This is a genomic window from Aliirhizobium wenxiniae, from assembly GCF_019511445.1.
Classification (GTDB): Bacteria; Pseudomonadota; Alphaproteobacteria; order Rhizobiales; family Rhizobiaceae; genus Neorhizobium; species Neorhizobium wenxiniae_A.
Genome location: NZ_JAEUAN010000016.1, coordinates 126,414 through 149,149, shown reverse-complemented (window position 1 = coordinate 149,149; position 22,736 = coordinate 126,414). Strand labels below are relative to the sequence as shown.

At 58.0% G+C, this 22,736-nt stretch carries 25 protein-coding genes and 2 tRNA genes; 14 read left to right on the top strand and 13 right to left on the bottom strand.

Annotated features, from left to right (window positions below; translation table 11 throughout):
• Positions 1-41: 41 nt before the first annotated feature.
• Entirely contained in the window at positions 42-380 is a 339-nt protein-coding gene (locus JNB91_RS19730; protein ID WP_220327181.1) for a PilZ domain-containing protein, read from the bottom strand.
• Positions 381-599: 219 nt separating this feature from the next.
• Here JNB91_RS19730 and JNB91_RS19725 point away from each other — a divergent pair, with 219 nt between their 5' ends.
• Positions 600-1,433 (top strand): DMT family transporter, encoded by an 834-nt coding sequence (locus JNB91_RS19725; protein ID WP_220327180.1) that lies wholly within the window; start codon positions 600-602, stop codon positions 1,431-1,433.
• On the opposite strand, the gene JNB91_RS19720 is transcribed toward JNB91_RS19725, so the two are convergent.
• A complete protein-coding gene (locus JNB91_RS19720; RefSeq protein WP_220327179.1) occupies positions 1,428-1,889 on the bottom strand; it encodes an Lrp/AsnC family transcriptional regulator in 462 nt (153 codons plus the stop codon). The genes JNB91_RS19725 and JNB91_RS19720 overlap by 6 nt on opposite strands.
• Before the next feature lie 158 nt (positions 1,890-2,047).
• On the opposite strand from JNB91_RS19720, the gene ald reads away from it, so the two are divergent.
• Entirely contained in the window at positions 2,048-3,166 is a 1,119-nt protein-coding gene (ald, locus tag JNB91_RS19715; protein ID WP_220327178.1) for an alanine dehydrogenase, read from the top strand.
• Between the two features lie 161 nt (positions 3,167-3,327).
• On the top strand, positions 3,328-4,026 hold the full coding sequence (locus JNB91_RS19710; protein WP_220327177.1) for a PadR family transcriptional regulator: 699 nt from the start codon (positions 3,328-3,330) through the stop codon (positions 4,024-4,026).
• Between the two features lie 657 nt (positions 4,027-4,683).
• On the opposite strand, the gene JNB91_RS19705 is transcribed toward JNB91_RS19710, so the two are convergent.
• The 5 genes from JNB91_RS19705 to JNB91_RS19685 form a co-directional block, all read right to left on the bottom strand.
• Positions 4,684-5,154 (bottom strand): DUF1203 domain-containing protein, encoded by a 471-nt coding sequence (locus JNB91_RS19705; RefSeq protein ID WP_220327176.1) that lies wholly within the window; start codon positions 5,152-5,154, stop codon positions 4,684-4,686.
• An 81-nt stretch (positions 5,155-5,235) separates the two neighbouring features.
• On the bottom strand, positions 5,236-5,793 hold the full coding sequence (locus JNB91_RS19700) for a GNAT family N-acetyltransferase (RefSeq protein WP_220327175.1): 558 nt from the start codon (positions 5,791-5,793) through the stop codon (positions 5,236-5,238).
• A 15-nt stretch (positions 5,794-5,808) separates the two neighbouring features.
• Positions 5,809-6,684, bottom strand: a complete 876-nt coding sequence (gene sseA, locus JNB91_RS19695) for a 3-mercaptopyruvate sulfurtransferase (RefSeq protein ID WP_220327174.1) — start codon at positions 6,682-6,684, stop codon at positions 5,809-5,811.
• A gap of 21 nt (positions 6,685-6,705) precedes the next feature.
• The gene (locus tag JNB91_RS19690; protein ID WP_220327173.1) at positions 6,706-7,443 is read right to left on the bottom strand and encodes an alanyl-tRNA editing protein; all 738 of its coding nucleotides are present in this window, start codon (positions 7,441-7,443) and stop codon (positions 6,706-6,708) included.
• A gap of 21 nt (positions 7,444-7,464) precedes the next feature.
• Positions 7,465-8,502: a cysteine synthase A gene (locus JNB91_RS19685; RefSeq protein WP_220327172.1), complete on the bottom strand. Its 1,038-nt coding sequence runs from the start codon at positions 8,500-8,502 to the stop codon at positions 7,465-7,467.
• A 267-nt stretch (positions 8,503-8,769) separates the two neighbouring features.
• Between JNB91_RS19685 and JNB91_RS19680 the strand changes: the two genes are divergently transcribed.
• Positions 8,770-9,414, top strand: coding sequence for a ChrR family anti-sigma-E factor (locus tag JNB91_RS19680; RefSeq protein ID WP_220327171.1), 645 nt, complete (start codon positions 8,770-8,772; stop codon positions 9,412-9,414).
• 181 nt (positions 9,415-9,595) lie between these two features.
• On the opposite strand, the gene JNB91_RS19675 is transcribed toward JNB91_RS19680, so the two are convergent.
• Together JNB91_RS19675 and JNB91_RS30835 are read right to left on the bottom strand one after the other, a co-directional pair.
• Positions 9,596-9,838: a DUF982 domain-containing protein gene (locus JNB91_RS19675; protein ID WP_220327170.1), complete on the bottom strand. Its 243-nt coding sequence runs from the start codon at positions 9,836-9,838 to the stop codon at positions 9,596-9,598.
• Between the two features lie 180 nt (positions 9,839-10,018).
• Positions 10,019-10,336 (bottom strand): hypothetical protein, encoded by a 318-nt coding sequence (locus JNB91_RS30835; RefSeq protein ID WP_223218283.1) that lies wholly within the window; start codon positions 10,334-10,336, stop codon positions 10,019-10,021.
• 153 nt (positions 10,337-10,489) lie between these two features.
• Here JNB91_RS30835 and JNB91_RS19670 point away from each other — a divergent pair.
• Both JNB91_RS19670 and JNB91_RS19665 read left to right on the top strand, forming a co-directional pair.
• Positions 10,490-10,564: transfer RNA gene (locus tag JNB91_RS19670), tRNA-Asn, on the top strand.
• Between the two features lie 426 nt (positions 10,565-10,990).
• The gene (locus tag JNB91_RS19665) at positions 10,991-11,164 is read left to right on the top strand and encodes a hypothetical protein (RefSeq protein WP_220327169.1); all 174 of its coding nucleotides are present in this window, start codon (positions 10,991-10,993) and stop codon (positions 11,162-11,164) included.
• Between the two features lie 60 nt (positions 11,165-11,224).
• On the opposite strand, the gene JNB91_RS19660 is transcribed toward JNB91_RS19665, so the two are convergent.
• The gene (locus JNB91_RS19660) at positions 11,225-11,872 is read right to left on the bottom strand and encodes an exopolysaccharide biosynthesis protein (protein ID WP_430736323.1); all 648 of its coding nucleotides are present in this window, start codon (positions 11,870-11,872) and stop codon (positions 11,225-11,227) included.
• Between the two features lie 125 nt (positions 11,873-11,997).
• On the opposite strand from JNB91_RS19660, the gene JNB91_RS19655 reads away from it, so the two are divergent.
• Positions 11,998-12,327, top strand: coding sequence for a hypothetical protein (locus JNB91_RS19655; protein ID WP_220327168.1), 330 nt, complete (start codon positions 11,998-12,000; stop codon positions 12,325-12,327).
• Positions 12,328-12,512: 185 nt separating this feature from the next.
• Entirely contained in the window at positions 12,513-12,650 is a 138-nt protein-coding gene (locus JNB91_RS19650; RefSeq protein WP_220327167.1) for a hypothetical protein, read from the top strand.
• Between the two features lie 293 nt (positions 12,651-12,943).
• Here the strand turns inward: JNB91_RS19650 and JNB91_RS19645 are convergent.
• Positions 12,944-13,017: transfer RNA gene (locus JNB91_RS19645), tRNA-Cys, on the bottom strand.
• A 240-nt stretch (positions 13,018-13,257) separates the two neighbouring features.
• Between JNB91_RS19645 and JNB91_RS19640 the strand changes: the two genes are divergently transcribed.
• From JNB91_RS19640 to exoR, 6 genes are all read left to right on the top strand, one after another.
• Positions 13,258-13,455, top strand: a complete 198-nt coding sequence (locus tag JNB91_RS19640) for a hypothetical protein (protein ID WP_220327166.1) — start codon at positions 13,258-13,260, stop codon at positions 13,453-13,455.
• Between the two features lie 165 nt (positions 13,456-13,620).
• Positions 13,621-14,274: a protein-L-isoaspartate O-methyltransferase family protein gene (locus JNB91_RS19635; RefSeq protein WP_220327165.1), complete on the top strand. Its 654-nt coding sequence runs from the start codon at positions 13,621-13,623 to the stop codon at positions 14,272-14,274.
• Between the two features lie 323 nt (positions 14,275-14,597).
• Entirely contained in the window at positions 14,598-15,509 is a 912-nt protein-coding gene (locus JNB91_RS19630) for a PopZ family protein (protein ID WP_220327164.1), read from the top strand.
• Positions 15,510-15,631: 122 nt separating this feature from the next.
• Entirely contained in the window at positions 15,632-18,547 is a 2,916-nt protein-coding gene (locus JNB91_RS19625; protein WP_220327163.1) for a valine--tRNA ligase, read from the top strand.
• Positions 18,548-18,901: 354 nt separating this feature from the next.
• Positions 18,902-20,167, top strand: coding sequence for an OmpP1/FadL family transporter (locus tag JNB91_RS19620; RefSeq protein WP_220327205.1), 1,266 nt, complete (start codon positions 18,902-18,904; stop codon positions 20,165-20,167).
• Positions 20,168-20,662: 495 nt separating this feature from the next.
• Positions 20,663-21,433 (top strand): exopolysaccharide production regulator ExoR, encoded by a 771-nt coding sequence (exoR, locus tag JNB91_RS19615; protein WP_430736320.1) that lies wholly within the window; start codon positions 20,663-20,665, stop codon positions 21,431-21,433.
• Positions 21,434-21,482: 49 nt separating this feature from the next.
• Here exoR and xth read toward each other — a convergent pair whose 3' ends face one another.
• Together xth and erpA are read right to left on the bottom strand one after the other, a co-directional pair.
• Complete coding sequence (xth, locus tag JNB91_RS19610) at positions 21,483-22,289, bottom strand: exodeoxyribonuclease III (RefSeq protein ID WP_220327161.1); 807 nt, start codon at positions 22,287-22,289, stop codon at positions 21,483-21,485.
• Positions 22,290-22,397: 108 nt separating this feature from the next.
• Positions 22,398-22,727, bottom strand: coding sequence for an iron-sulfur cluster insertion protein ErpA (gene erpA / locus JNB91_RS19605; RefSeq protein ID WP_220327160.1), 330 nt, complete (start codon positions 22,725-22,727; stop codon positions 22,398-22,400).
• Positions 22,728-22,736: the final 9 nt, after the last annotated feature.

Genomic DNA, 22,736 nt, shown 5'->3' with positions numbered 1-22,736 from the left:
CCCGCATCACCAAAATGACAGGGGTATTATCTCGCTGCGCTCTATCGCCTCAGAACCGGATTGACGTCTTGGTGGAAGAAACGGAAATAGGCGGCGACCTGTGCCGATGCGTTGGTGTTGGGGCGAAACTGGATGCCGAGCCGTCCGCTATGGCTCCATTTGACGATGCCTTCCAGAACACCGAGTTCTTCGCTTTCGATCCGCACCGGGCTGCCGACGGATGCGCCGAACGGCGCACTGAGATCGAGTGCCAGGCCGCTGACCGAAATGTCGACGATCCTGCCATTCACCGACTGCCCGTAATATTTCAGCGTTCCGGGGATACGCGACTTGCGCCGGGGAGCAGAGCGCACCTTCATGTTAAGGTTGTTGACAGCCATATCCTGATGCCTCCTATTCTTTTGTCCCGATCCTAGCTGGCATGAATTGATACGCGTTTATCTTGCGTCTCAAAATTGTATCGGATCGATTAAATCTTGCTTTACTTCCTGCCGCGACTGAGCCGAATGGATGAAGCGAGAGGGATGTTTCCTTCTGGAGAGGAACGCGCATTTGCCCGCACATATCACGGATGCCGAAATGACCGTCGAGCCTGGGAGATGAGCACATCGGTCGTTCTCCTGGCATTGCTCGCAGCAATCCTTCATGCCAGCTGGAACGCTTTTCTGCGTTCCGGCGCGGATCGCTTCTGGATGATGACGGTGATGAACCTTTCCATCACGGTCGCCGCCCTTCCTGTCGCGCTGATCTTTCCTCTGCCGGTCGCCGATGCCTGGCCCTATATCGTCGGTTCATCGCTGTTTCAGGTCGCTTATGGCCTGCTGCTCGTCGCAGCCTACAGGCATGGCGAACTGGGGCAGGTCTACCCGATCATCAGAGGCAGTGCGCCGCTTCTGGTCACGGCCGGCAGTTTCTTCCTGATGGGCGAGGTGCTGCAGCCGCTCGCCATGCTCGGCGTTCTCCTGATCGTGCTCGGCATCATGACGCTGGCACTCGGCAAGGCGAGGGCGTCCGGCGCATCCATGCTGTTTGCGCTTGCAACGGGCGTGGCGATTGCCGGCTATTCCACTCTCGATGCAATCGGCATCCGGGTGGCGGTAGAACGTCCCGGCTACATCGCCTGGGTCTTCATTTTTCCGGGGCTTCTCCTGACCGCAGCCTACATGGTCATGCGCGGCCCGCTGAGAATAGACATCCGTTCACCGGAAACGTCGAAGGCGATCGGCGGCGGCCTGGTTTCTCTTCTCTCTTACGGCACCGTTCTGGTCGCTTATTCGCTGGCCCCGGCAGGGCCGGTCTCGGCTCTGCGTGAAACCAGTGTCGTCTTCGCGGCCCTTATCGGCTGGAAGTTCCTCGGTGAACGCCTGACGCAGCGGCGCATCCTTGCCTGCACAGTGGTTGCCGCCGGCGCCATTCTGATCGGGCTTTCATAATCCGACATTCGGCCTGTCGATGATTTCGCGCAGCGCGAAGCTTGAATTGATCTTCACCACATGCGGAAGGGCCGAAAGCCAGTCGCGGTGGATGCGCTCGTAATCCTCCAGATCCTTGGCCGCGACCCGCAATATGTAGTCGTATTCCCCTGACATCAGGTAGCAGACCAGCACATTGGGACAGAGTTTCACCGCGGCCTCGAATTCCGTCAGCGTCTTGGCGAACTGACCCGACAGCGAGATATGCACGATCACCATCATCTTGTAGTCGAGCGCGACGTTGGAAAGACGCGCATGGTAGCCGCTGATCGTCCCGCTCTTCTCCAGAATGTCGAGCCGCCTCGAACAGGCAGAAGCTGACAGGCCGACGCGCTCGGCGAGATCTGCATTCGAGATTCGCCCATGCTCCTGCAGAACCCGCATGATCGCACGATCTATGGCATCAAAGCTGTTCATCGGGGTTTCTTTCAAGAATTGGCTGTTTTGCGCAATAATCCCCGAAAACAGCCGCTTCGACAATCGCTCTTCGCAAGGACATTCCGCCGCTTTTCTGGTGTGCTCGCCCGGTAAAAAAAACAGACTGGCTCTAGCCAATATAAAGAGAGGAATGCTGAATGCGTGTCGGGTGCCCGAAGGAAATCAAGAACCATGAATATCGTGTCGGCCTCACTCCCGGTGCCGTGCGTGAATATGTGGCGCATGGCCATGACGTGATCGTCGAGACCAAGGCCGGAAGCGGTATCGGTGCGGATGATGCCGCCTATCAGGCAGCCGGCGCAAAGATCGTCGCCTCGGCAAAGGAAGTTTTCGAAAAATCCGACATGGTGGTGAAGGTAAAGGAACCTCAGCCGGCCGAATGGGCGCAGTTGCGCGAAGGCCAGATCCTTTACACCTATCTGCATCTCGCTCCCGATCCGGAACAGACCAAGGGACTTCTCGCTTCCGGCGTCACCGGCATTGCCTATGAAACGGTAACCGATGAGCGCGGCGGCCTTCCGCTTCTGGCGCCGATGTCGGAAGTTGCCGGTCGTCTTGCGATCCAGGCCGGTGCGACGGCGCTTCAGAAAGCCACTGGCGGCCGCGGCATTCTGCTCGGCGGCGTGCCCGGTGTCTTGCCGGCCAAGGTCACGGTCATCGGCGGCGGCGTGGTCGGCCTTCATGCGGCCCGCATGGCGGCCGGTCTCGGTGCCGATGTAACGATCCTCGATCGCTCGCTGCCCCGCCTGCGCCAGCTCGATGATATTTTCGGCGGTCGCGTCCATACCCGCTATTCGACGATCGATGCTTTGGAAGAGGAAACCTTCTCCGCCGATCTCGTCATCGGTGCCGTCCTCATCCCCGGTGCCGCAGCGCCGAAACTCGTCACCCGCGAAATGCTGACCGGCATGAAGCAGGGGGCGGTCATGGTCGATGTGGCGATCGATCAGGGCGGCTGCTTCGAGACCTCCCATGCCACGACCCATTCCGATCCGACCTATGAAGTCGACGGTATCGTGCATTATTGCGTCGCCAACATGCCGGGCGCCGTGCCGATCACCTCCGCCCATGCGCTCAACAACGCCACGCTCCAGCATGGTCTTGCTCTCGCCGATCGCGGCCTGCGTGCCATTGCCGAGGACCGGCACCTGCGCAACGGGTTGAACGTCCACAAGGGAAGGGTGACCAACCGGGCCGTTGCCGAAGCGCTCGGTTACGAGGCCTTTGCTGCGGAAAGCCTGCTGAACGTCGCCTGATCTGCCATTATTCTGCTGGTCTGAACGTCGGGTGCGATAGTGCCCGGCGTTTTTTCGTCCGCGAAATCAAATCGATATGATTTAGATATATCTAAGACCTTGCGTTTGGCGCTGTGTCGACTATCTTTAGATATATCGAAAGACACTCTAAGGAGACAAAAATGTTTGGACACAGATTTGATGGCCGTGATCGATGCGGCGAACGTGGTGGTCGTGGAGGTCACAAGGGCTTTGAGGAAATCTTCGCCGCGCGCGGCGGGCCGTTCGGCCGCGGTTTTGGTGGTCCCGGCCGTGGCGGGCGAGGCGGCGGCCATGGTTTCGGTGATGAAGGCGATGGTCGTATCGGCCGTTTCCTGATGCAGGGCGATCTCCGCCTTCTGGTTCTGGCGCTGATCGAAAAGGAACCGCGCCACGGCTACGAGATCATCAAGCATATCGAGGACATGACCTACGGCTTTTACGCTCCGAGCCCCGGGGTCATCTATCCGACGCTGACCTATCTTGAAGAAGCCGGTTATGTTGTCTCGGAAGCGGATGGCAACAAGAAGCGTTACGCCATCACCGAAGAGGGCAGGGCGCATCTAGAAGAAAACCGCAGCTTTGCCTCTACCATCCTCGGCAGGCTTTCCGAGCTTGCGGAACGCATCAAGCAGCGCCAGGAACGCAGCGAGCATCATCAACGCCGCGAACAAGGCCCCGACCTGCCGCGCAGCGTCGATGCAGCGCTTCTCAACCTGCGCGAAGTGATTGCGGCCAAGCTGGCGACGGACGAAAAGAAAGCCGGCGATCTCGTCAAGCTTCTGCTGCAGATGGCTGAGGATCTCGATCGTGACGGAACGGAAGACCGGAGCCAGAACTGATACTGGCAATGTCGACTTTCTCGCATTTACGAACACCACGCCATCGCAAGCCGCTTGCCCCTCACCCTAACCCTCTCCCCGCATGCGGGGAGAGGGGACGTGCCCAGTTCGACCTTGGATATTGGGGCAAGACCTTGCCACGAGCCTCCTTCTCCCCGTCATTACGGGGAGAAGGTGCCGGCAGGCGGATGAGGGGCATGCCGCCGCCACAAGCGTGGATGAAATCCGCCACCCAACCCAACAATCCCAACCACTTAACCAGCTTCTCGTCCCCGCCCTCAAAACCCGTGCCTACAATGTCCCCGTTCCGCTTCGGCTACACCGGTCCGCATAACCGGCGAGGCGGGGCCGGTGATCGGAGGAACCGCCCTTATGCAGGTGGAACATCCGGGGCCGCGCAGAAAATGGTCTGCCTCTCCTCATCGCAGGGGACGTGCGTGTGTCGCACACATACCGGCCGGCAGTCCGCAAGGACATCAGCCCGGTCGCCGCAGACGGACCGGAGTTGCGTGGAAAAACACACCGAACGGGACACGCCGAGTGTCATTTATAAAAATCAATTCGAGGCACCCGACGTGTCCCGGCCGAAACGAGAAAAACGCTCAAGCACCAAGGGCGGAGTCCATTCGTCGTTCAGACGGCAGGCTCTGCATCACCTCAAGCTCTGTCTATCCGGCACTGATAGCAATTGTTGCGGGCCGAGCGCACATGCACATAGGCAATCTCATGCCGCTCGAACAAGGCGCTTGCGCGTGCCGGGATATCCTCGGTCGGCGTCACCGCGCCAGAACCGTAGACGATGCGATCGTCAGAACCGTATCCCCGAACGATATAGTCAGGGCTGGAAAGGATCGGCGGCAAGGCCTCCTCGCAGGCATAACGCGGGCAGGGCGCCGCATGCAGAAAGATCGGCCCGGTCTCCGCATAGGGTTGCAGCGCGGGAAACGGCCGATAGGCAATAACGAGCAGTCTCTGTCCCGCGTCGATATTCTGCAGGCAGTGGCGGCAGGGATGGCCGGGTCCATCGGAAACCATTGTCTCCGGCCGGTTTCCATAGGCGTCTTCTCCACCGCTCCAAAGCGTTTCGGCGTCAACGGTCGGCATGGCATGAAATCGGATCGTCGTCACGGGCATCTCCTGAAACTGGAAAAGCCCTGTGATGTCGCTAACCCTTCAGGTCCGCCACCCGTTTCTTGCCGGCTTGGAAGGTTACCCGTCGAGGGCCTTCAGAAGCTCCGCATCCGTCATCGGCAGGATCGTTTCTTCGCTGGTGCCGACCGGCGAAAAGCCCATCATCTGGTAGAGCTGGATCGCCCGCGGATGATCGAGATTATTGGTGGTCACGGTGACTTTCGAAGGGTTGTCCCGCCAGGCTGCATAAAGCGCCTGCAGCAGGAACCACTTGCCGATGCCAAGCCCGATCGCCCGTTCGAACAGGCCGAAATAGGAAAGTTCGACAACATCGTCATCCTGCTTGGCAAGCTCGAAGAAACCCGCCGGCGCGCCGTCGACATAAAGCACGCTGATCGAAACCTGCTTGCTGTGAATGATCGCAACCAGTTCCTCGTCACTGAGCTTAAGGCGCTCATACCAGTGCCAGCGCTTGCCCACCTGCCGGTAGAGATAGCGGTAGAAATGCAGCGGTATCTCCGGCGACCGCATGATCGCCGTCTGGACATTGACCGGAACCGGAAGGCTGTTACGCGGTGCGGCCGTCATTTCGAGCCGGGTGACACGAACCGTCAGCGGGAGAGGCTTCTCTGTCATGAAAACTGTTCCGGTCTACCGCGCATCCGGCGGGCCGGTCACGACCGGCGCTTCCTCGCGAGCGCCCCATTCGGTCCAGGAACCGTCATAGAGCGCGTTATCTTCGTGCCCGAGCGATTCGAGCGCCAGCGTGATAATCGCGGCAGTGATGCCCGATCCGCAGGTGGTGACGATCGGCTGACCGAAATCGATCCCGGCATCCTCGATCGCTTGGCGCAGTTCCGGCAGGCTGCGCAGCTTGCCATTGGCCGAAAACGTGCCGGAAGGAAGGCTGCGTGCGCCCGGCATATGGCCGGATCGCAGCCCCGGCCGGGTCTCAAGTTCGGTCGCGGCAAACCGTCCGGCGCTGCGGGCATCGGCAATCTGCCGCTTGCCATCGACGACGATCGACAGCATCTCGCGAAAATCGATCACCTTGTCGAGGCGCAGATCGGCCTTGAACGTGGCGATCGGATGGGTGGGAGCGTCGGTCTCCAGAGGTCGTCCTTCGGCCTTCCAGCCGTCGAGACCGCCATCGAGCACGAAGACTTGCCTCGCACCCATGATCCGGAAAAGCCACCAGCCGCGCGGCGCGGAAAAAATGCCGGGACCGTCATAAACGACAATCCGGTCAGTCTCGCTGATCCCCATCTTGCCGACGGCCTCGGCAAAGACCTCCGGGGCAGGGACCATATGCGGAAGACCTGTCGAATGATCGGCTACCTTGTCGTGATCGAAGCGGATGGCGCCGGGAATATGCCCGGCCAGATATTCGGCATCGGCATTGCGGCCCTGTGCCGGCAGGTAGAAGGAGGCGTCGATCACCTTCAGGTCCGGCGCGCCAAGCTCCCTAGCCAGCCAGTCGGACGAAACCACGAAGCGGCTTGTCTGCGTTTCATTAGCTTCGCTCATATGATCTCTCCCTCGGCCTCTTCAGGCCTTTGCTTCGGGCTCGCCGAACCGGATCCTGAAACGGCGGTTCTCTTTGCCCTTCTTCTCGATCCTGGCGATATGGATCGCCCCGATCTCGGCTGTTCTTGCCACATGTGTGCCGCCGCAGGGCTGGCTGTCAACGCTGGAATCTTTGCCGATACAGACCAGGCTGACGCGTCCGAGACCGACCGGCGGGCGCACGTTTTTCGACTTCACGATGCCCGGATTTGCCGAAAGCTCGTCGTCGGTAATCCATTGCAGAGTGACCGGATGATCCGCGTCGACGAGTTCCATCAGCCTTGCCGTCACATCGTCCTTGTCGATCGTGTCGGTCATGTCGAAATCGACCCGCGATTCCTCCTCGCCGACGGCAGCCCCCGTGATCGGATACTGGCAGACGACCGAAAGCAGATGGCAGGCGGTGTGCATCCGCATCAGGTTGAAGCGGCGCGGCCAGTCGATCGAAAGCGTCACCGTCTCTCCGACCCGAGGTTGGGCCTCGCCTTCGAGCGGCATGTGGATGACGATGTCTTTCGTTGCGCCATGCCTGGTCTGGCCGAGCAGGATACGGCTCCCGTCCGCCCGATCGAGAAAGCCGGTATCGCCGGGCTGTCCGCCGGATGTCGCGTAAAAACAGGTGCGATCGAACTCGATCCCGCCATCCTCATGCACGGCCGTCACGACGGCCTCTGTCGTGGTCAGATAGAAGTCGTCACGGTAAAGCAGCTGGGAGGGCATCGGGTGCTCGCGGATATGTTTTCAGACAGTCTCGAAAGGCACGGGAATATTCCGCTTCTGCGTCAGCCATTTCGGCAGTGGCAGGCTCTTCGACTTCAGGAAATCGGGGTTGAAAAGTTTGGATTGATAGCGGTTGCCATAGTCGCAAAGCACGGTGACGATCGTGTGTCCCGGCCCGAGATCCCTGGCAAGCCTGATCGCACCGGCAATATTGATGCCGGACGATCCGCCGAGGCAAAGCCCTTCGGTTTCCACGAGGTCGAAAATATAGGGCAGGGCCTCCGCGTCGGAGATGCGATAGGAAAAGTCCGGGGTGAAGCCTTCGAGATTGGCGGTGATCCGGCCCTGGCCGATGCCTTCGGTGATCGAGTTGCCTTCCGATTTCAGTTCGCCATGCGCGTAATATTCATAAAGCGCTGCACCCTCGGGATCGGCAATGCCGATCTTGATGGCGGAATTCTTGGCTTTCAGGCCTATCGCCGTGCCGACCAGCGTTCCGCCGGATCCGACCGAGCAGATGAAACCGTCCACCTTGCCACCGGTCTGTTCCCAGATTTCCGGTGCTGTCGTCTCGATATGCGCCTGCCTGTTGGCGATGTTGTCGAACTGGTTCGCCCAGATCGCGCCGGCAGGTTCGGTCTTGGCCAGTTGCTCGGCAAGCCGGCCGGAAACCTTCACGTAATTATTGGGGTTCTTGTAGGGAACCGCCGGAACCTCGACCAGCTCGGCGCCGAGAAGTTTCAGCGCATCCTTCTTCTCCTGGCTCTGGGTCTCGGGAATGACGATGACCGTCCGGTATCCGAGGGCCTTTGCAACAAGCGTCAGGCCGATACCGGTATTGCCAGCCGTCCCCTCGACGATTACACCGCCGGGCTTCAGCAGTCCCTTTCGCTCGGCATCGCGGATGATGAAAAGCGCGGCCCTGTCCTTTACCGACTGGCCGGGATTGAGAAATTCTGCCTTGCCGAGAATTTCGCAGCCGGTCTGTTCCGAAGCGTCCTTCAACCGGATGAGCGGTGTGTTGCCGATGATGTCGATGACGTTGGGATAGGAAACCATGATGACACGCCTTTTTGGCTGATTTAATCAGCGTCTTTTCCACGGACAAGCACTCCAGCGCAAGAAAATCCGTTCTCAGCTTGTCGGTTCAGGCGAAAAGCACTGCCGCTTCACGGCGAGCCACGCAAAAACCTTCACCAAGCCTCCAAACGCTTGTGATTGAGTGGGCGGAGAACCACAGGCGCGATTTTGTGATCCGATTAGACGTACCCCTGAAATCTACCATCTTTACGTTGTGTCGATACGCCTCTAGATTTGACAACAGACATGTTGCTGAACCTCGAACGACTGGATTTGCTTGTTGCGCATTACGTCGCCGGTTGCCTGCCGGAGCCGGCGCATATCCTCGTGGGCTCACATCTCGAGATGCAGCCGTCTTCGGGACGATTGGCCGGCCAATTGGAGATGCTGGCAGGGCAAGGCCTTGATGATGCCAAGCCCAGCAAGCTGTCGTCATCCGCGGATCGTTTGAAGGCTATCCTGGAATCAGAACCGGAGATCGAGGTGCAGCCATCAACGACGAGGCGCGACGATCCGCTTCCGTATTACCTGCGTTCCTATGCAGGGCGGAATCTTGAGGATGTTCCCTGGAAAACAAAGCTGCCCGGTCTCAAGCAGCATGTGATCGAAAAGTCTTCCGGTATGGAGGCCAGCCTTCTATGGGCAAGACCAGGTCGCGCCCTGCCGCATCATCACCATCGTGGACTTGAACTCACGCTGGTATTGCAGGGACAGTTTCACGACCAAAGAGGAGCGTTTTCACAAGGCGATGTCTCCGTCGCCGACGAAACGATCATCCATCGTCCTGTGGCGGGGACAGATCACCCTTGCCTGTGCTTCTCGGTTTTGTTGGCGCCGATCACCCTGAGTGGTCCGACATTCCGGATGCTGGGCGACATAATCGGCGTATAATCTCTCCCGACCCGTGTCTTCGATGATGAAGCTATGGCCGCCTGCGGGATGCCTGCATTACAGGTGACCAGGCGAGCTAAGTCGCCTGGATTTGTGTATCGATTTAGCGCGACCTCCATACGCGACAGCACCTCTCCGACGAGCAAATGCGGCCGGTTACGGAAGCTTGAGGGCGCAAGCCTTAATTGACGTGGAGTTGCGCCTCGCTGACCGCCTGCTCGAATTGCAGTCGGGCCTCTTCAGATGTGCGACGCCCATCAAGAGCCGCGCGGCAACAACTGCGCGCCTTGACGAACTGTGGACCGCGCAGATCAGGCCATCGATCGGTCAGCACCAGCAATGCCTCGGATGGGCTGCTGATCGTTTCTGTCCCTTGATTTCCGAATGCGATCTGAACCGGCTTTTGCCAATTTCCCTGCGGCATGAACGATCCTCCCAGTGCTCAGCCTCGAATAACGCTGAGCCTACACCGCGCGATCCGTTGCCGCTACGAATTTTTTCTCGTTTAGGCTGTGCCCCTTGGGCTAAGTTGCCGCATAGAGGCGATTGTGTAGAAATCGCACGTGCTGTCTGCTGTCTCCGGAGAATTTGCAGGTGATCGGCATCATTCGTCATTCGTCCGCCGGGGCGGAGTAGCGGAGCCTGAGCTTGGCTGCCCCTTGCGCCGCGACCACCATATGACCATCCGGCGGCGTCTGCGCCGGATAAAGGATATGTCGTTCGACAGAACGACGAAACCGAGTGGCAGCATCCAGAAGCCGAGCACGGGAAGAAATCCCAAGGCCCCTCCAACCATAAGCGCAGACCCCAGGCCGATACGCCCGACACGGGATCTCGGCATCGGGATTCGCCACGTACCGAGCGCCAGTTTGCCGCTTCGCGGGTCTATGCCGAAATGCCGTTTATGCGGTGCTGCAACCATTCAGTCAGAAATCCCTTTGAAAACACACGATATCTGCCAGCGAAATGGGGAGGAGTTGGGGATTAAACAAGGAATTTCGCTTTTTTTCAAAAAACCGCTTGGCAAATCGGAAAAGCATGCGTATTACCCGCCGCACACGCCGCGACGCGGTGTTCCCTGGTAGCTCAGCGGTAGAGCATTCGACTGTTAATCGACAGGTCGCCGGTTCGAATCCGGCCCGGGGAGCCAGTTTCAAAGAAGCCTCGTTTTCATGAATATCATGAAACGAGGCTTTTTTATTTTCTACAGCATGTCTCCCGAAAGTGGTCACCGGTTTCGGGATGAAGACATGCGCAAAAGCAAAAAAAAGCTAAAGCACGGCGAGCGAATCTGAAAGATCGCGAAGTGCTTTAGCCAATTCACATGTCTCTACTGTGACACGGACGTGCCCGGTTCTGCCGGCCCATATTCCGACCCCGCGACCTGCTTTGTTCCCAGTTCAATCATTTGAACCACCCCCGGCTTTTGTCACCAGCGCGACAAGTCAGTTGCCGCAGACATGCTCGGTTGCTGCGTGAGTTCCGCAAGAGCCGCAAACATTTCGATCCGTAAAAGCAGCCATGTTGACTCGATACGGAAAATATGGAACATATAGTGAACAAGATGGAGGTGCAGATGAAACGTGCCGAAGAAGTCGCAGAACGTGCCCTTGCCATGGTTGCAGCATCCCGTGCTTTGCGGGAGCGCCAGGACAGAGAGCGCAGGGAGGTTTACGAACGGGTGCATATTGCCTCGCTGCGCAAGCCGACCATCCCCAAGGGGATCCAGTTGAGATTGAACCTGCAATAAAAAATCCCGACATAGCCGCGCCATGCCGGGATTGCTCTTTGGTTGTGGTCGGCGATCTTGTCAGCTGAAGAATGTCGCGAGGCCCTGGCCAGCGCTGAAGGCTGCATAGGCTAAAATGCCGAAGTAGACGATCGTGATCAGATTGAAGAGGTGACCTGCGAGCACGACTGCGCCATCCCGCTGTAATATGCCTGCGGAAAGCAGCAGAATGGCGATGCCGGGAAGTGTGTTCGAGAAGGGAATAAGGCCCAAGGGAAACATCAGCAGAACGCCGGCAAGCGTGATTGCAAGTCCGTTAAGCCGATTGACCGTGGCTCCGGTGGTAAGCGCACGCATGCGCGGCTTCAGAAAGCGATCAAGGCGGGACACGATGTTGGCGCCTTTGTCCAGAGCAGGGACAAGCTTCTGTGTATCGAGTTGGCGATCCAGGATCTTGCTGGGCAGCCAGGGCATCCGGTTCAATGTGATCGCAATACTGATGAGAATGATGGCGGCCCCGAATACGGTGCTGACGCCGGGAATGGAAACTGGAATGAGAAAGGGCAGGGAGGCAATCGCGCAGACCAGCAGCAATCCCTGTTCGCCGATCCGCTCCATCAGGTCCCTCAGGGAAACCGTCGGTCCCTGAATGCCTTTGATCAGGTCTCGAAGCGTTTCGCTCAGTGAGGTGCTGGTATCCTGAAAGTCGAATTTATCGTGCAAAAGCATACTCCATTGCCGCCGCAGGGGTGGCAATGGATAGCAGCAACAATACGTCAAGCAAAGTCCAGGCTCCTACCCTCGCGGGAAACGGATAGAGTGAAGTCGAATATGCTGCGGTTTTTCTATTTCTGATGGGTCTCGAGCCAATGGTCGTAGATGCCGCAAATGATGACCACGGCCAGAACGCCCAAAACAATCGGATTGATGGATGTGAAGAATTCCACGTAATGCATGCCAGTCTCCTCCTGCTGCATTTTCGATACCTGGCGCCTTCCCCCGCCGAGTATGTCTTCAATATTATCATCAACGTCCGGTTGATGCAAAAAGATGCTATCCGGCAAAATGCCGCAGGATCAGGATTTGAGCCGTCCGAAAGGGGTGAGTTGGCAAAGGGGCGGGAGCACCTGCTGAGGATGTGTCAGGGCGTCCGGCTGTCGCTGGCGATGAGGCCGCTTGGCTAATGTCGCTTTTCGATCGCGACAGGAGGTTGCAGGCCTGAGGCGTCTGCATGAAAACTTCCCGAAAATGCGCACCTATTTCGGGAGGTTTGCCTGCAGAAAGAAGCAAGGAATTAAGGCCAAAAACAAATCTGAGGGCGCGCCGCGGGCGTTAGAAGAACGCTAGAACCATGTGTAGAACATAAAGTATGGCGGAGAGCGAAACGATTGTCGCGAACGCAGCAAAGGCGTCTGATAAGGTCAGCTTCATGTCGATCATCGCCGTCATGGCGATCCTTCTGAAAGAAAGGCACTGGCGGCAACATCGCCGCTTCGCACATGAATAGGCCGACCGCTTTAAGGAATGGCCAATGGGGACTGTAAATATTGAGTTAAACGAATGGCCTCGGTCGGCTTTCCCATGCAGGCCTCACTGCTGGTGAAGGCGAGTGTTATCTTACTTCGGCACCGAGATCGGCCGCCGTTTCTCGATGATGCAAATAGGGAGGACGGAAAATGGGGGATTGGGAACGGAGCGCCACACCTTGATTTGGTGTGACAGAACGTTTGAAGCCCATATCGCCACACCTGAAAAACTGTTCAGTGTTGGCAATCGGTTACGTCATTGCTTGGAAGGAATTGGAGGCCTCGCCCGGAATTGAACCGGGGTACGAGGATTTGCAGTCCTCTGCGTCACCACTCCGCCACGAGGCCATCCATGCAGTAGTTTGCGGTGTGTGACGGGGCGTTTAGAACGAATCGAATTGTCGCGCAAGCGCCTTGAACGCCAATCTTCACATTTTTCTTGTCGCATCCGTTGTCGCAGAAACTTCATGCAACGAACCAAGTCTCGCCACGTACTATGGTTAATTTTTAACTTCTTTGGCCCAGCCTGGAACCGAAGGCGCTTTGATTGGCTTTATGGCCGTAATGACGTGAATGGAGGATCGGATCATGCTCACCAAATTCGCCAACGCATTTCGTCCGCCTGTTGCCGATATGGAAGGGACAGGCACTTATCCGGACGGATTGTTTGCAGCAGCGATTGCCGGCCAGGCTAAGGTCGACGGATCATGCGGTCTGCGCACATCCTATGAACAGGATTATCTCGCAGCGAAGAAACTCAACGAGCCGCTGCGACCGCATTCATGATGTCATTGTCATGACCCAAGCGGTCTGCGTTGCGTTGCGCCATCTTCCCTTGGCGGGATTTGAGCGGGTGAATGCAGCTTTTTTATCGACCCGCCACGCACCGTCTTGAAACCCTGTGCCTGCGCCAGTAATACGGTCGATAGACAGGATACGAGGCGCAGGCACATGGTAGATTTCGAAGCCGCCCGGATAAAGATGGTGGAGAACCAGATCCGGACAACTGACGTAACGTCGCATTCCGTTCTGCGGGCGTTTCTTGCCGTGCCGAGGGAAGCCTTTGTGCCCGAAAAGGCAAAGCAGCTGGCCTATCTCGATACGGATATCGAGCTGGCGCCGGGGCGCTATCTTATGGAAGCTTCGCCTCTGGCAAAGCAACTTCAGGCAGCCGAAATCACCAAGACGGATCGGGTTCTCGATGTCGGAACCGGCAGCGGTTATGTTGCGGCCATTCTCTCGCATCTGGCCGGATCGGTAACTGCGCTCGAAAGCGATCCGGCGCTCGCCGAACAGGCGAGCCGCAATCTGAAGGCGCTCGACTGTCAGAACGCGACGGTCGTCACCGGGGAGCTGAACAAGGGGTATTCGGATGCGGCACCCTACGATCTCATCTTCGTTAATGGCGCAGTCGAGGAAGTCCCATCGGCACTTCTCGATCAGCTGGCCGATGGCGGACGGCTCGTTGCCGTCATAGGCTACGGCAATGCGGCGGAGGCCAAGATCCTGCTCAAGGAGCGCGGCGCGATTTCTGAAAGCTCCCGTTTCAATCTTTCGATCAAGCCTTTGCCGGGCTTCACCAAGGCCAAGGAATTCGTTTTTTGATATCGATCTGATCAATCACATCACGGGGGCGCATGGCGCCCCTTTTTCGTTTCAGATTGGTTGCATCTGTTGCACGGGAGACTCAATGGCTGTGCAAAACCTGTGTATCGCGGTCTTTGCCAACCCTCGTCACATTGTGTCTTCTCGCCAAGCCCTTACACTAAGCGGCGAGTTTACCACCGTCGTTTAAAGCGTGTCGCGAAAAGTGTGCAGCGGTTTTGCGGTAACGACATGCGATAAAACAATGAGTTAAAGCGTGATCAGCTGATCTTAGGGATCGCGTCACGCTTTTGACGGCAGCACTCGGCAACTGCGAGGACGAAATGGCTCAGCCAAATGTAGCGCGAGAACCCTCCATGGAGGAGATATTGGCGTCGATCCGTCGGATCATTGAAAGCAATGATCCGGGTTCGGAGGCAGCCCTGCAGGAAGACGTGTCTGCATTCGATGACGACGAGATCGAAAGCTTTGACGGTCCTGCGGCTTTCGCGCCTGATCTTGCGGCCAATGATGCAGGCCTGCCGCGTCAGTCGGAATTTTCTCCGCGGCCGGAACTGGTTGCCGCGCCCGCCGCTGCAGAAAAGTCGTTGTCGCTTGCCGATGTCGCAGCCCGGGTTCGTGCCGCCTCGGTACGCCATCAGGATATGGCGGCGTCACGCGCCGGTGCGGCCTCGGATGCGGGGTCGTCCCTGGCCCGCGACACGATGCCTCTTGGCGCCGAAACTGTAACGCAGGCCAGTTTCAAGGAGCCTTCGGCGCCGGTCATTGCTTTGCAATTGCCCGAGCTTCGACCCTCGTTCGGTTCCGCGGACACGGTACAGCCCAGTGCTCCGATGTTGGCTGAAACCGCGCGTGTTGTTGATGAAGAAATTCTGCAGCCGGCGCGATCCGCGTCCATTGAGGATGTGACGGCTCTTGAGACAAACAGGTCTGAACCGGCAGAAACATCGGCCCATCCCACTCCGGTGGAAGCCAAGCCGGAACCTGCGCAGCCGGTAACGTCGGTTGCCGCCATGGCGGGTCTGCTTTCAGAGGCAGCCGGCGCCCAGGTCGCGCGGTCCTTTGGTGAACTTGCTGAAGTATTCGACGGGCTGGAACGTCGCTCGGTGGAAGAAATGGCGCAGGACATGCTGCGCCCGATGCTTCAGGAATGGCTGGACGACAATCTGCCGACGCTGGTCGAGCGTCTCGTGCGCGAGGAAATCGAGCGCGTCGCCCGCGGCCCGCGCCGCTGATCCGCCGTATTGGTTCTTCAATAAGGCCGCTCCGGCAACGGGGCGGCTTTTTTATTGACTTGCCACCCCCCACATCTTTAACAACCCAGCATCATATTCATAAATAAAAAACGGGTCAGGAAATGCTCGAAAAGACCTACGATTCCGCCGCTGTCGAACCGAAGATTGCAAAAGCCTGGGATGATGCGAATGCTTTTCGCGCCGGCGCCAATGCCAAGCCGGGTGCGGAAACCTTCACGATCGTCATCCCGCCGCCGAACGTCACCGGTTCGCTGCATATGGGCCATGCGCTCAACAACACGCTGCAGGACATCATGGTCCGCTTCGAGCGCATGCGCGGCAAGGACGTGTTGTGGCAGCCGGGCATGGACCATGCAGGTATCGCCACGCAGATGGTCGTCGAGCGCAAGCTTGCAGCCGAAAAGCTACCCGGCCGTCGCGAGATGGGCCGTGAGGCTTTTGTCGACAAGGTCTGGGAATGGAAGGAAGAATCCGGCGGCCTGATCTTCAACCAGTTGAAGCGTCTCGGCGCTTCCTGCGACTGGTCGCGTGAACGCTTCACCATGGACGAGGGACTGTCCAAGGCCGTGCTCGAGGTTTTCGTCACGCTCTACAAGGAAGGCCTGATCTATCGCGGCAAGCGATTGGTCAACTGGGATCCGAAATTCGAGACGGCCATTTCCGACATGGAAGTCGAGAACAAGGAAGTCGACGGCCATATGTGGCACTTCAAGTACCCGCTGGCTGGCGGCGAAACCTATACCTATGTCGAGAAGGATGCCGACGGTAACGTCATACTGTCGGAAGAGCGCGACTATATTTCGATCGCCACCACCCGCCCGGAAACCATGCTGGGCGATGGTGCTGTTGCCGTTCACCCAACCGATGAGCGTTATGCCTCGATCGTCGGCAAGCTCTGTGAAATTCCGGTCGGGCCGAAGGAACATCGCCGCCTGATCCCGATCATCACCGACGAATATCCGGAGAAAGATTTTGGCTCAGGCGCGGTCAAGATCACCGGCGCGCATGATTTCAACGACTATCAGGTCGCCAAGCGCAACGACATCCCGCTCTATCGCCTGATGGATACGAAGGCGGCTATGCGCGATGACGGCGAGCCTTATGCCGATTGCGCCGCAAAAGCCCAGGCAATCACCAAGACGGGTGAGTTGCCGAGCGAAAACGATGTCGACGAGATCAACCTCGTTCCCGACGATTACCGCGGCCTCGACCGAATGGTCGCGCGTGCAAAAATCATCGAGGCGATCAATGCCGAAGGCCTTGCCGTCACGATCAAGGATGCCGAAGGCAACGACATTCCCTATGTCGAGAACAAGAAGATCATGCAGCCCTTCGGTGACCGTTCCGGCGTCGTCATCGAACCGATGCTGACCGACCAGTGGTTCGTCGACAACAAGGCGCTGGCTGGCCCGGCGCTCGATTCGGTTCGCGAAGGCCGCACCAACTTCGTTCCGAAGAACTGGGAAAAGACCTATTTCAACTGGCTGGAAAACATCGAGCCCTGGTGCATTTCGCGCCAGCTCTGGTGGGGTCACCAGATCCCCGCATGGTACGGTCCGGATGGCCAATGCTTCGTCGAAAAGGGCGAAGAAGAGGCGCTTGAAGCGGCAATCCAGCATTATCTGGCGCATGAAGGCCCGTGGAAGGCCTGGGTGCAGGAAAAGCTTGAAAACTTCGCGCCGGGCGAAATTCTGACCCGCGACGAAGATGTTCTCGACACCTGGTTCTCGTCGGCTCTGTGGCCGTTCTCGACCCTCGGCTGGCCGGACAAGACGCCGGAACTGGAGCGTTATTATCCGACCAATGTGCTCGTCACCGGCTTCGACATCATCCCGTTCTGGGTGGTGCGCATGATGCAGATGGGCCTTCATTTCATGAAGGACGCCGAAGGCAACGGCGTTGAGCCATTCAACACGATCTACATCCACGCGCTGGTTCGCGACAAGAACGGCAACAAGATGTCGAAGTCCAAGGGCAACGTCATCGACCCGCTCGATCTGATCGACGAATACGGTGCCGACGCGCTGCGCTTCACGCTGGCCATCATGGCGGCTCAAGGGCGGGACGTGAAGCTCGATCCGGCCCGCATCGCCGGTTATCGCAATTTCGGCACCAAGCTGTGGAATGCGACGCGCTTCGGCGAGATGAACGGCGTTGCCCGCAATGCCGCCTTCAAGCCGGAAGACGCCAAACTTACGGTCAACCGCTGGATCCTCACCGAACTGTCGAAGACGGTTGTTGAAGTGACGACGGCGATAGAGACCTACCGCTTCAACGAAGCGGCAGGCGGCCTCTACCGTTTCGTCTGGAACCAAGTCTGCGACTGGTATGTCGAACTGCTGAAGCCGATCTTCATGGGCGAGGACGAGGCTGCGAAGGCGGAAGCACAGGCCTGCATGGCCTATGTCATGGAGAAGGCCTATGCGCTTCTGCATCCGTTCATGCCGTTCATGACGGAAGAGCTGTGGGAACATACGGCAGAGCGTGACGGTCTTCTGGCGCATGGTGAATGGCCGGCGGCCGACTTTGCCGATGAGAGCGCGGCAGACGAAATCAACTGGCTGATCGATATCGTCTCCGGTCTGCGCTCGGCACGTTCGGAAATGAACGTCCCGCCTTCCGCTACCGCACCCCTGATCGTCGTTGGCGCCAACGAGGTGACCTCGGCGCGTCTTGGCCGTCACGAGGCAGCAATCAAGCGCCTCGCGCGTGCGGAAAGCATCGAGACGGCAGGGAGCGCACCAAAGGGTGCCGCTCAGATCGTCGTCGGCGAGGCGACCGTCTGCCTGCCGCTCGGCAACCTGATCGATCTGGCTGCTGAAAAGGCGCGTATCGAAAAGGCGATCGGCAAGACGGAACAGGAAATGGAGCGCTTGAACAAGAAGCTTTCCAACGAGAAGTTCATTGCCAATGCCGATCCTGAAGTGGTTGCAGCCGACCGCGAGCGCTATGCCGAGCTTGAGGTCCAGCTTGCCAATCTCAAGATCGCGCTGACGCGGATTGCCGAAGCCGGCTGATTTTAGACCCGAATCATCGATGTCAAATGCCGCATCCATCACTGGGTGCGGCATTTTCGTATGCGCCAAGATGTCCAATTGATTTATTGTGCGGGTGCGTTGCCAGAGAAAAGGCGCTCTGTTGCACGAAGGTCACAGTCGAATATTACCACAAGATAAAATTCCACGATCGGCTGCGATTCGTCAAATCTGCGGGTAATTTCATCTCCTGTCGGCCGATTCTCTCCCCGTTGCTGAATAGCTTACGTAAATTTTGAGCGATTGTGCATTGCAATCGTCCCGACACTCGAAAGTTGTTGTTTAGGATCAACGAACTACAGTGGCACCGGTAACTTACCGGGAGTGGGAGAAAACATGGTAAGACACTTTATTTCAGGCGGAGTTCTGGCTGCGGCGGCGGTCGGAATGTTGCAATCGCCAGCGCTCGCTGGGGGGCTTGAGCGCGGCGGTTACAATATCGATCTCTTGTTCGATACGTCTCGGTTTACGGCAGAGGCGACCTCGACGTTCGTCATGCCGGATCGCAAGCTGAAGAATGTGACGGATACTGATCCAACGCCGTTCAACCCGGTAGGGACACCACCTACGGGCGGTGGCGGTAATCTTAATGGATTGCCCGGTTCGGCAAACGGTAGTGAAAATTACTGGTCGCCGCGTATCGGCGTAAAGGCTGGCATCGGCGATGCGGCAGACTGTATGTTTGATTATTCAGAACCTTGGGGTGCCCACAAAAATCCCGGTGCGAACTGGGCTGGCGCCAACGAGGATATCGAGACGAAGGTCGAGAGCCGCAACTATGCATTGACCTGTTCCTATCGTTTCGATGTTGGTCCTGGCCAGCTGAGGCTCATTGGAGGTGGCTTTTACCAAGAGGTTTATGGTTTTCAGGAGCGCTTGGTTCAGGGGGCTCCTTACACCGCCCCTGGTACGACCGGAGTGGGGCGGCTTGACCTTGAGGGCGATGGCTGGGGCTGGCGCGCCGGCTTGGCTTATGAAATCCCTGAATATGCCTTCCGGGCAAGCCTGGTTTACAATAGCGAAGTGAAGCTCAAGGATATCACCGGTACGCTTGATCTTTCTCAGGTGATCGGTGCTGCACCGTTTGATGTGTATGGCTCGCAAGCCATGCCTGATGTGCTTGAGTTGAAAGTCCAGTCCGGCATCGCTCCTGACTGGTTGGCTTTCGGCTCAGTGAAGTGGACCGATTGGAGCCAACTGCAAAAGGTTCCTTTCTTCTGTAGTCCGACAGCCTTTGCGCTCTGTGCTGCACCCGGAGCGATCACCACCCTCGATCTCGGCTATCGTGACGGCTGGACGGTCATGGGTGGTATCGGCCACAAGTTCAACGAACAGTGGAGTGGTGCCGTCAGTCTGACCTGGGATCGCGGCACTTCTCAGGGGTTCGGCTCGCAGACCGATACTTGGGCGCTGGGTGTTCTCGGATCCTACTCGCCAACCAAGAATGTCGAGTTTCGTCTTGCCGGCGTGCTTGGTCTGATGACCGGTGGCTCGTCGCGAACGGTGACGCTTGATGGTGTCACATACGGTCAGCGCGCCAATTACGACTTTGACGATGATATCGTCGCGGCTATTTCAACCAGCGTGAAATTCCGCTTCTGATCTTTGCAGATGTCAAACACGAAAGCCCGGTTTCGACCGGGCTTTTGCTTTGTCACAGTTGTTTGCCTGGCTGCTAAAATACTGTGACGATTTCGCAACACTTTTTTGTGACCATGCAGTCGCGCTTCAAGGCTAGGACTTTTGTCCATTTCCCGCCACAAACGAAGCGCAGCGGTAATGGAGTAGAGAGCACGGACTGCGGGGGCGGGGCGTGCATGTTGGAGTATCATGGGCGGGTTTTTTGAACATAAACGGGGCGTTGCTGGCGCGCAGAGGCGGATTGACCATTTGCCTTCCGCGTTCGCAGCAACCTTGTTCGGGGGTCCAAGTCTTGCCGAAAATGGAACCTACAGTTTCTCTCGCCTATCGGGAGGCAGAGTGTTCGGATCGTCTTGTCCGAATTTTCTGTACGCACGGCCAATAATGTACGCCGCGGCTGAAAGCCGCGCGCGGGTCGAAAGAAACTGAACCATGCGGAAGTCTAGCACCGGATCCATGAGAGTATTGCTTCTTGGAATATCGCTGGCGGCATTCTGTGCCGGAAACGCTCTTGCCTTCGACATAAAGGCAGGCGTGTCGAAAGAATCTGGCCCCTTCGACCTCTTCAAGTTCGGCTTCAAGGCCTACAAGAACGGCCAGAAGGAAGATGCTGTCGAAGCCTATCGCTACGCCGCTGAAAAAGGCCATACCGGTTCGCGCTGGGCGCTTGCCAACATGTATGCCTATGGCGATGGCGTGGCCAAGGACGACTATGCCGCCTTCAAGATCTATAATGAGATCGCAGCCCAGGGCGTTGAGCCGGGGTCGGAAGACACGGGCTTTTTTGTCAATGCGCTCCTGTCTCTGGCGAGCTATTACAACCACGGCATTCCCGGCAGCCCGGTAAAGCCGGATCTCTATCAGGCGCGTCAACTCTATTTCCAGGTTGCCTCCACCTTCGGTGTAGCGGAAGCCCAATATCAGCTCGCTCGCATGATGCTGTCGGGTGAGGGCGGCGGCGCCAATATCCAGCAGGCCAAGAAGTGGCTCAATCAGGCGCGCAAGAGCGGCCATGCCGGCGCCATGGCCGTGTTCGGCAACATCCTGTTCCAGGAAGGTCAGTCCGTCCGTGGCCTGGCATTCATGACGGCTGCACTCGATCGCTGCATCGCCAAGGAATGCGGCTGGATGGAACAGCTTCAGGAACAGGCATTCTCGGTTGCCGACGAACGGGATCGGCGCGGTGCTGTCGCGCTCTCGCACCAGTTGGCAGATACCGACGACTGACCCGAGCGGCGCTCAACGGCGCCTCCGGGTCAGATAGTGTCAGCTCTGGTCAGGCAGCAAAATCGAACAGACCGACCACCGGAACGTGATCCGACGGTTTTTCCCACGCCCGTACATGCTTTTCGATCGAAGTCGCCTTGAGCCGGTCTGCCGCTTCCGGTGACAGCAGAAGGTGATCGATGCGGATGCCGTTATTCTTCGGCCACGCGCCAGCCTGATAATCCCAGAACGAATAAAGCTTCGTTGCATCCGTGGTCGCGCGCACGGCGTCAATCAGGCCAAGATTTTCCAGCCGGCGAAAGGCCTCCCGGGTTTGCGGCAGGAAGAGTGCATCTGTGGCCCAGACAGCAGGGTCGAAGCAGTCATGCGGTTCGGGGATGACGTTGTAGTCGCCGGCGAGGATAAGCGGTTCTTCCAAAGCCAGGCAGGTTTCCGCATGGCGGCGAAGCCGCTCCATCCAGGCAAGTTTGTAGGGATATTTGACCGGATCATCGGCCGGATTGCCATTCGGCAGGTAGATGGAAGCAACCCGGATGACGCCCGTGGGAACGGAGAAGACGCATTCGATATAGCGAGATTGTTCGTCCACAGTGCCGTCCGGTCCTTCGCCGCCCGGCAGGCCGCGCATCACCTCGTCCGGCTTGGTCTTCGACAGGATCGCGACGCCGTTAAAACCCTTCTGGCCGTGCGTCTCCACATGATAGCCCAGCGCTTCGATCTCAAGTCGCGGAAAGCCCTCGTCGACCGACTTTATTTCCTGAAGGCAGACGATATCCGGGGAGGAGTCGGCGAGCCATTGGCGCAGGTTGTCGATCCGCGCCTTGACGCCGTTGATGTTCCAGGTCGCGATTTTCATGCCGTATCCACCTTCTGTTCCGTATCGTCTCTTTTAGACGATCGGTCGCAGGAGGGAAGCCGGGTCAGATCGAAATGCCGGTCATTGTGGAAAGGTCAGCCAAGGGGATTAGATCGAGAAGCTCGTGCCGCAGCCGCAGCTGGCGACCGCATTCGGGTTCTTGATCTGAAAGGATTGTCCGAGCAGGTTGTCGACGAAATCGATTTCCGATCCGGCCATGTAGATCAGCGACATGCTGTCGATCAGCACCTTGGCGTCACCGTTCTCGATGACGATGTCGTCGGCCTCCGGCGCGTCGGCCAGATCGAATTTGTAGGAAAAGCCGGAACAGCCGCCGCCCTCGACGGAGACGCGCAGCGCCTGCTTGCCGGCATCGGCGGCAACGATTTGTGTGATGCGCTTGGCCGCGGCATCGGAGAGGGTTACATTTTCAGTCATTTCTTGGTC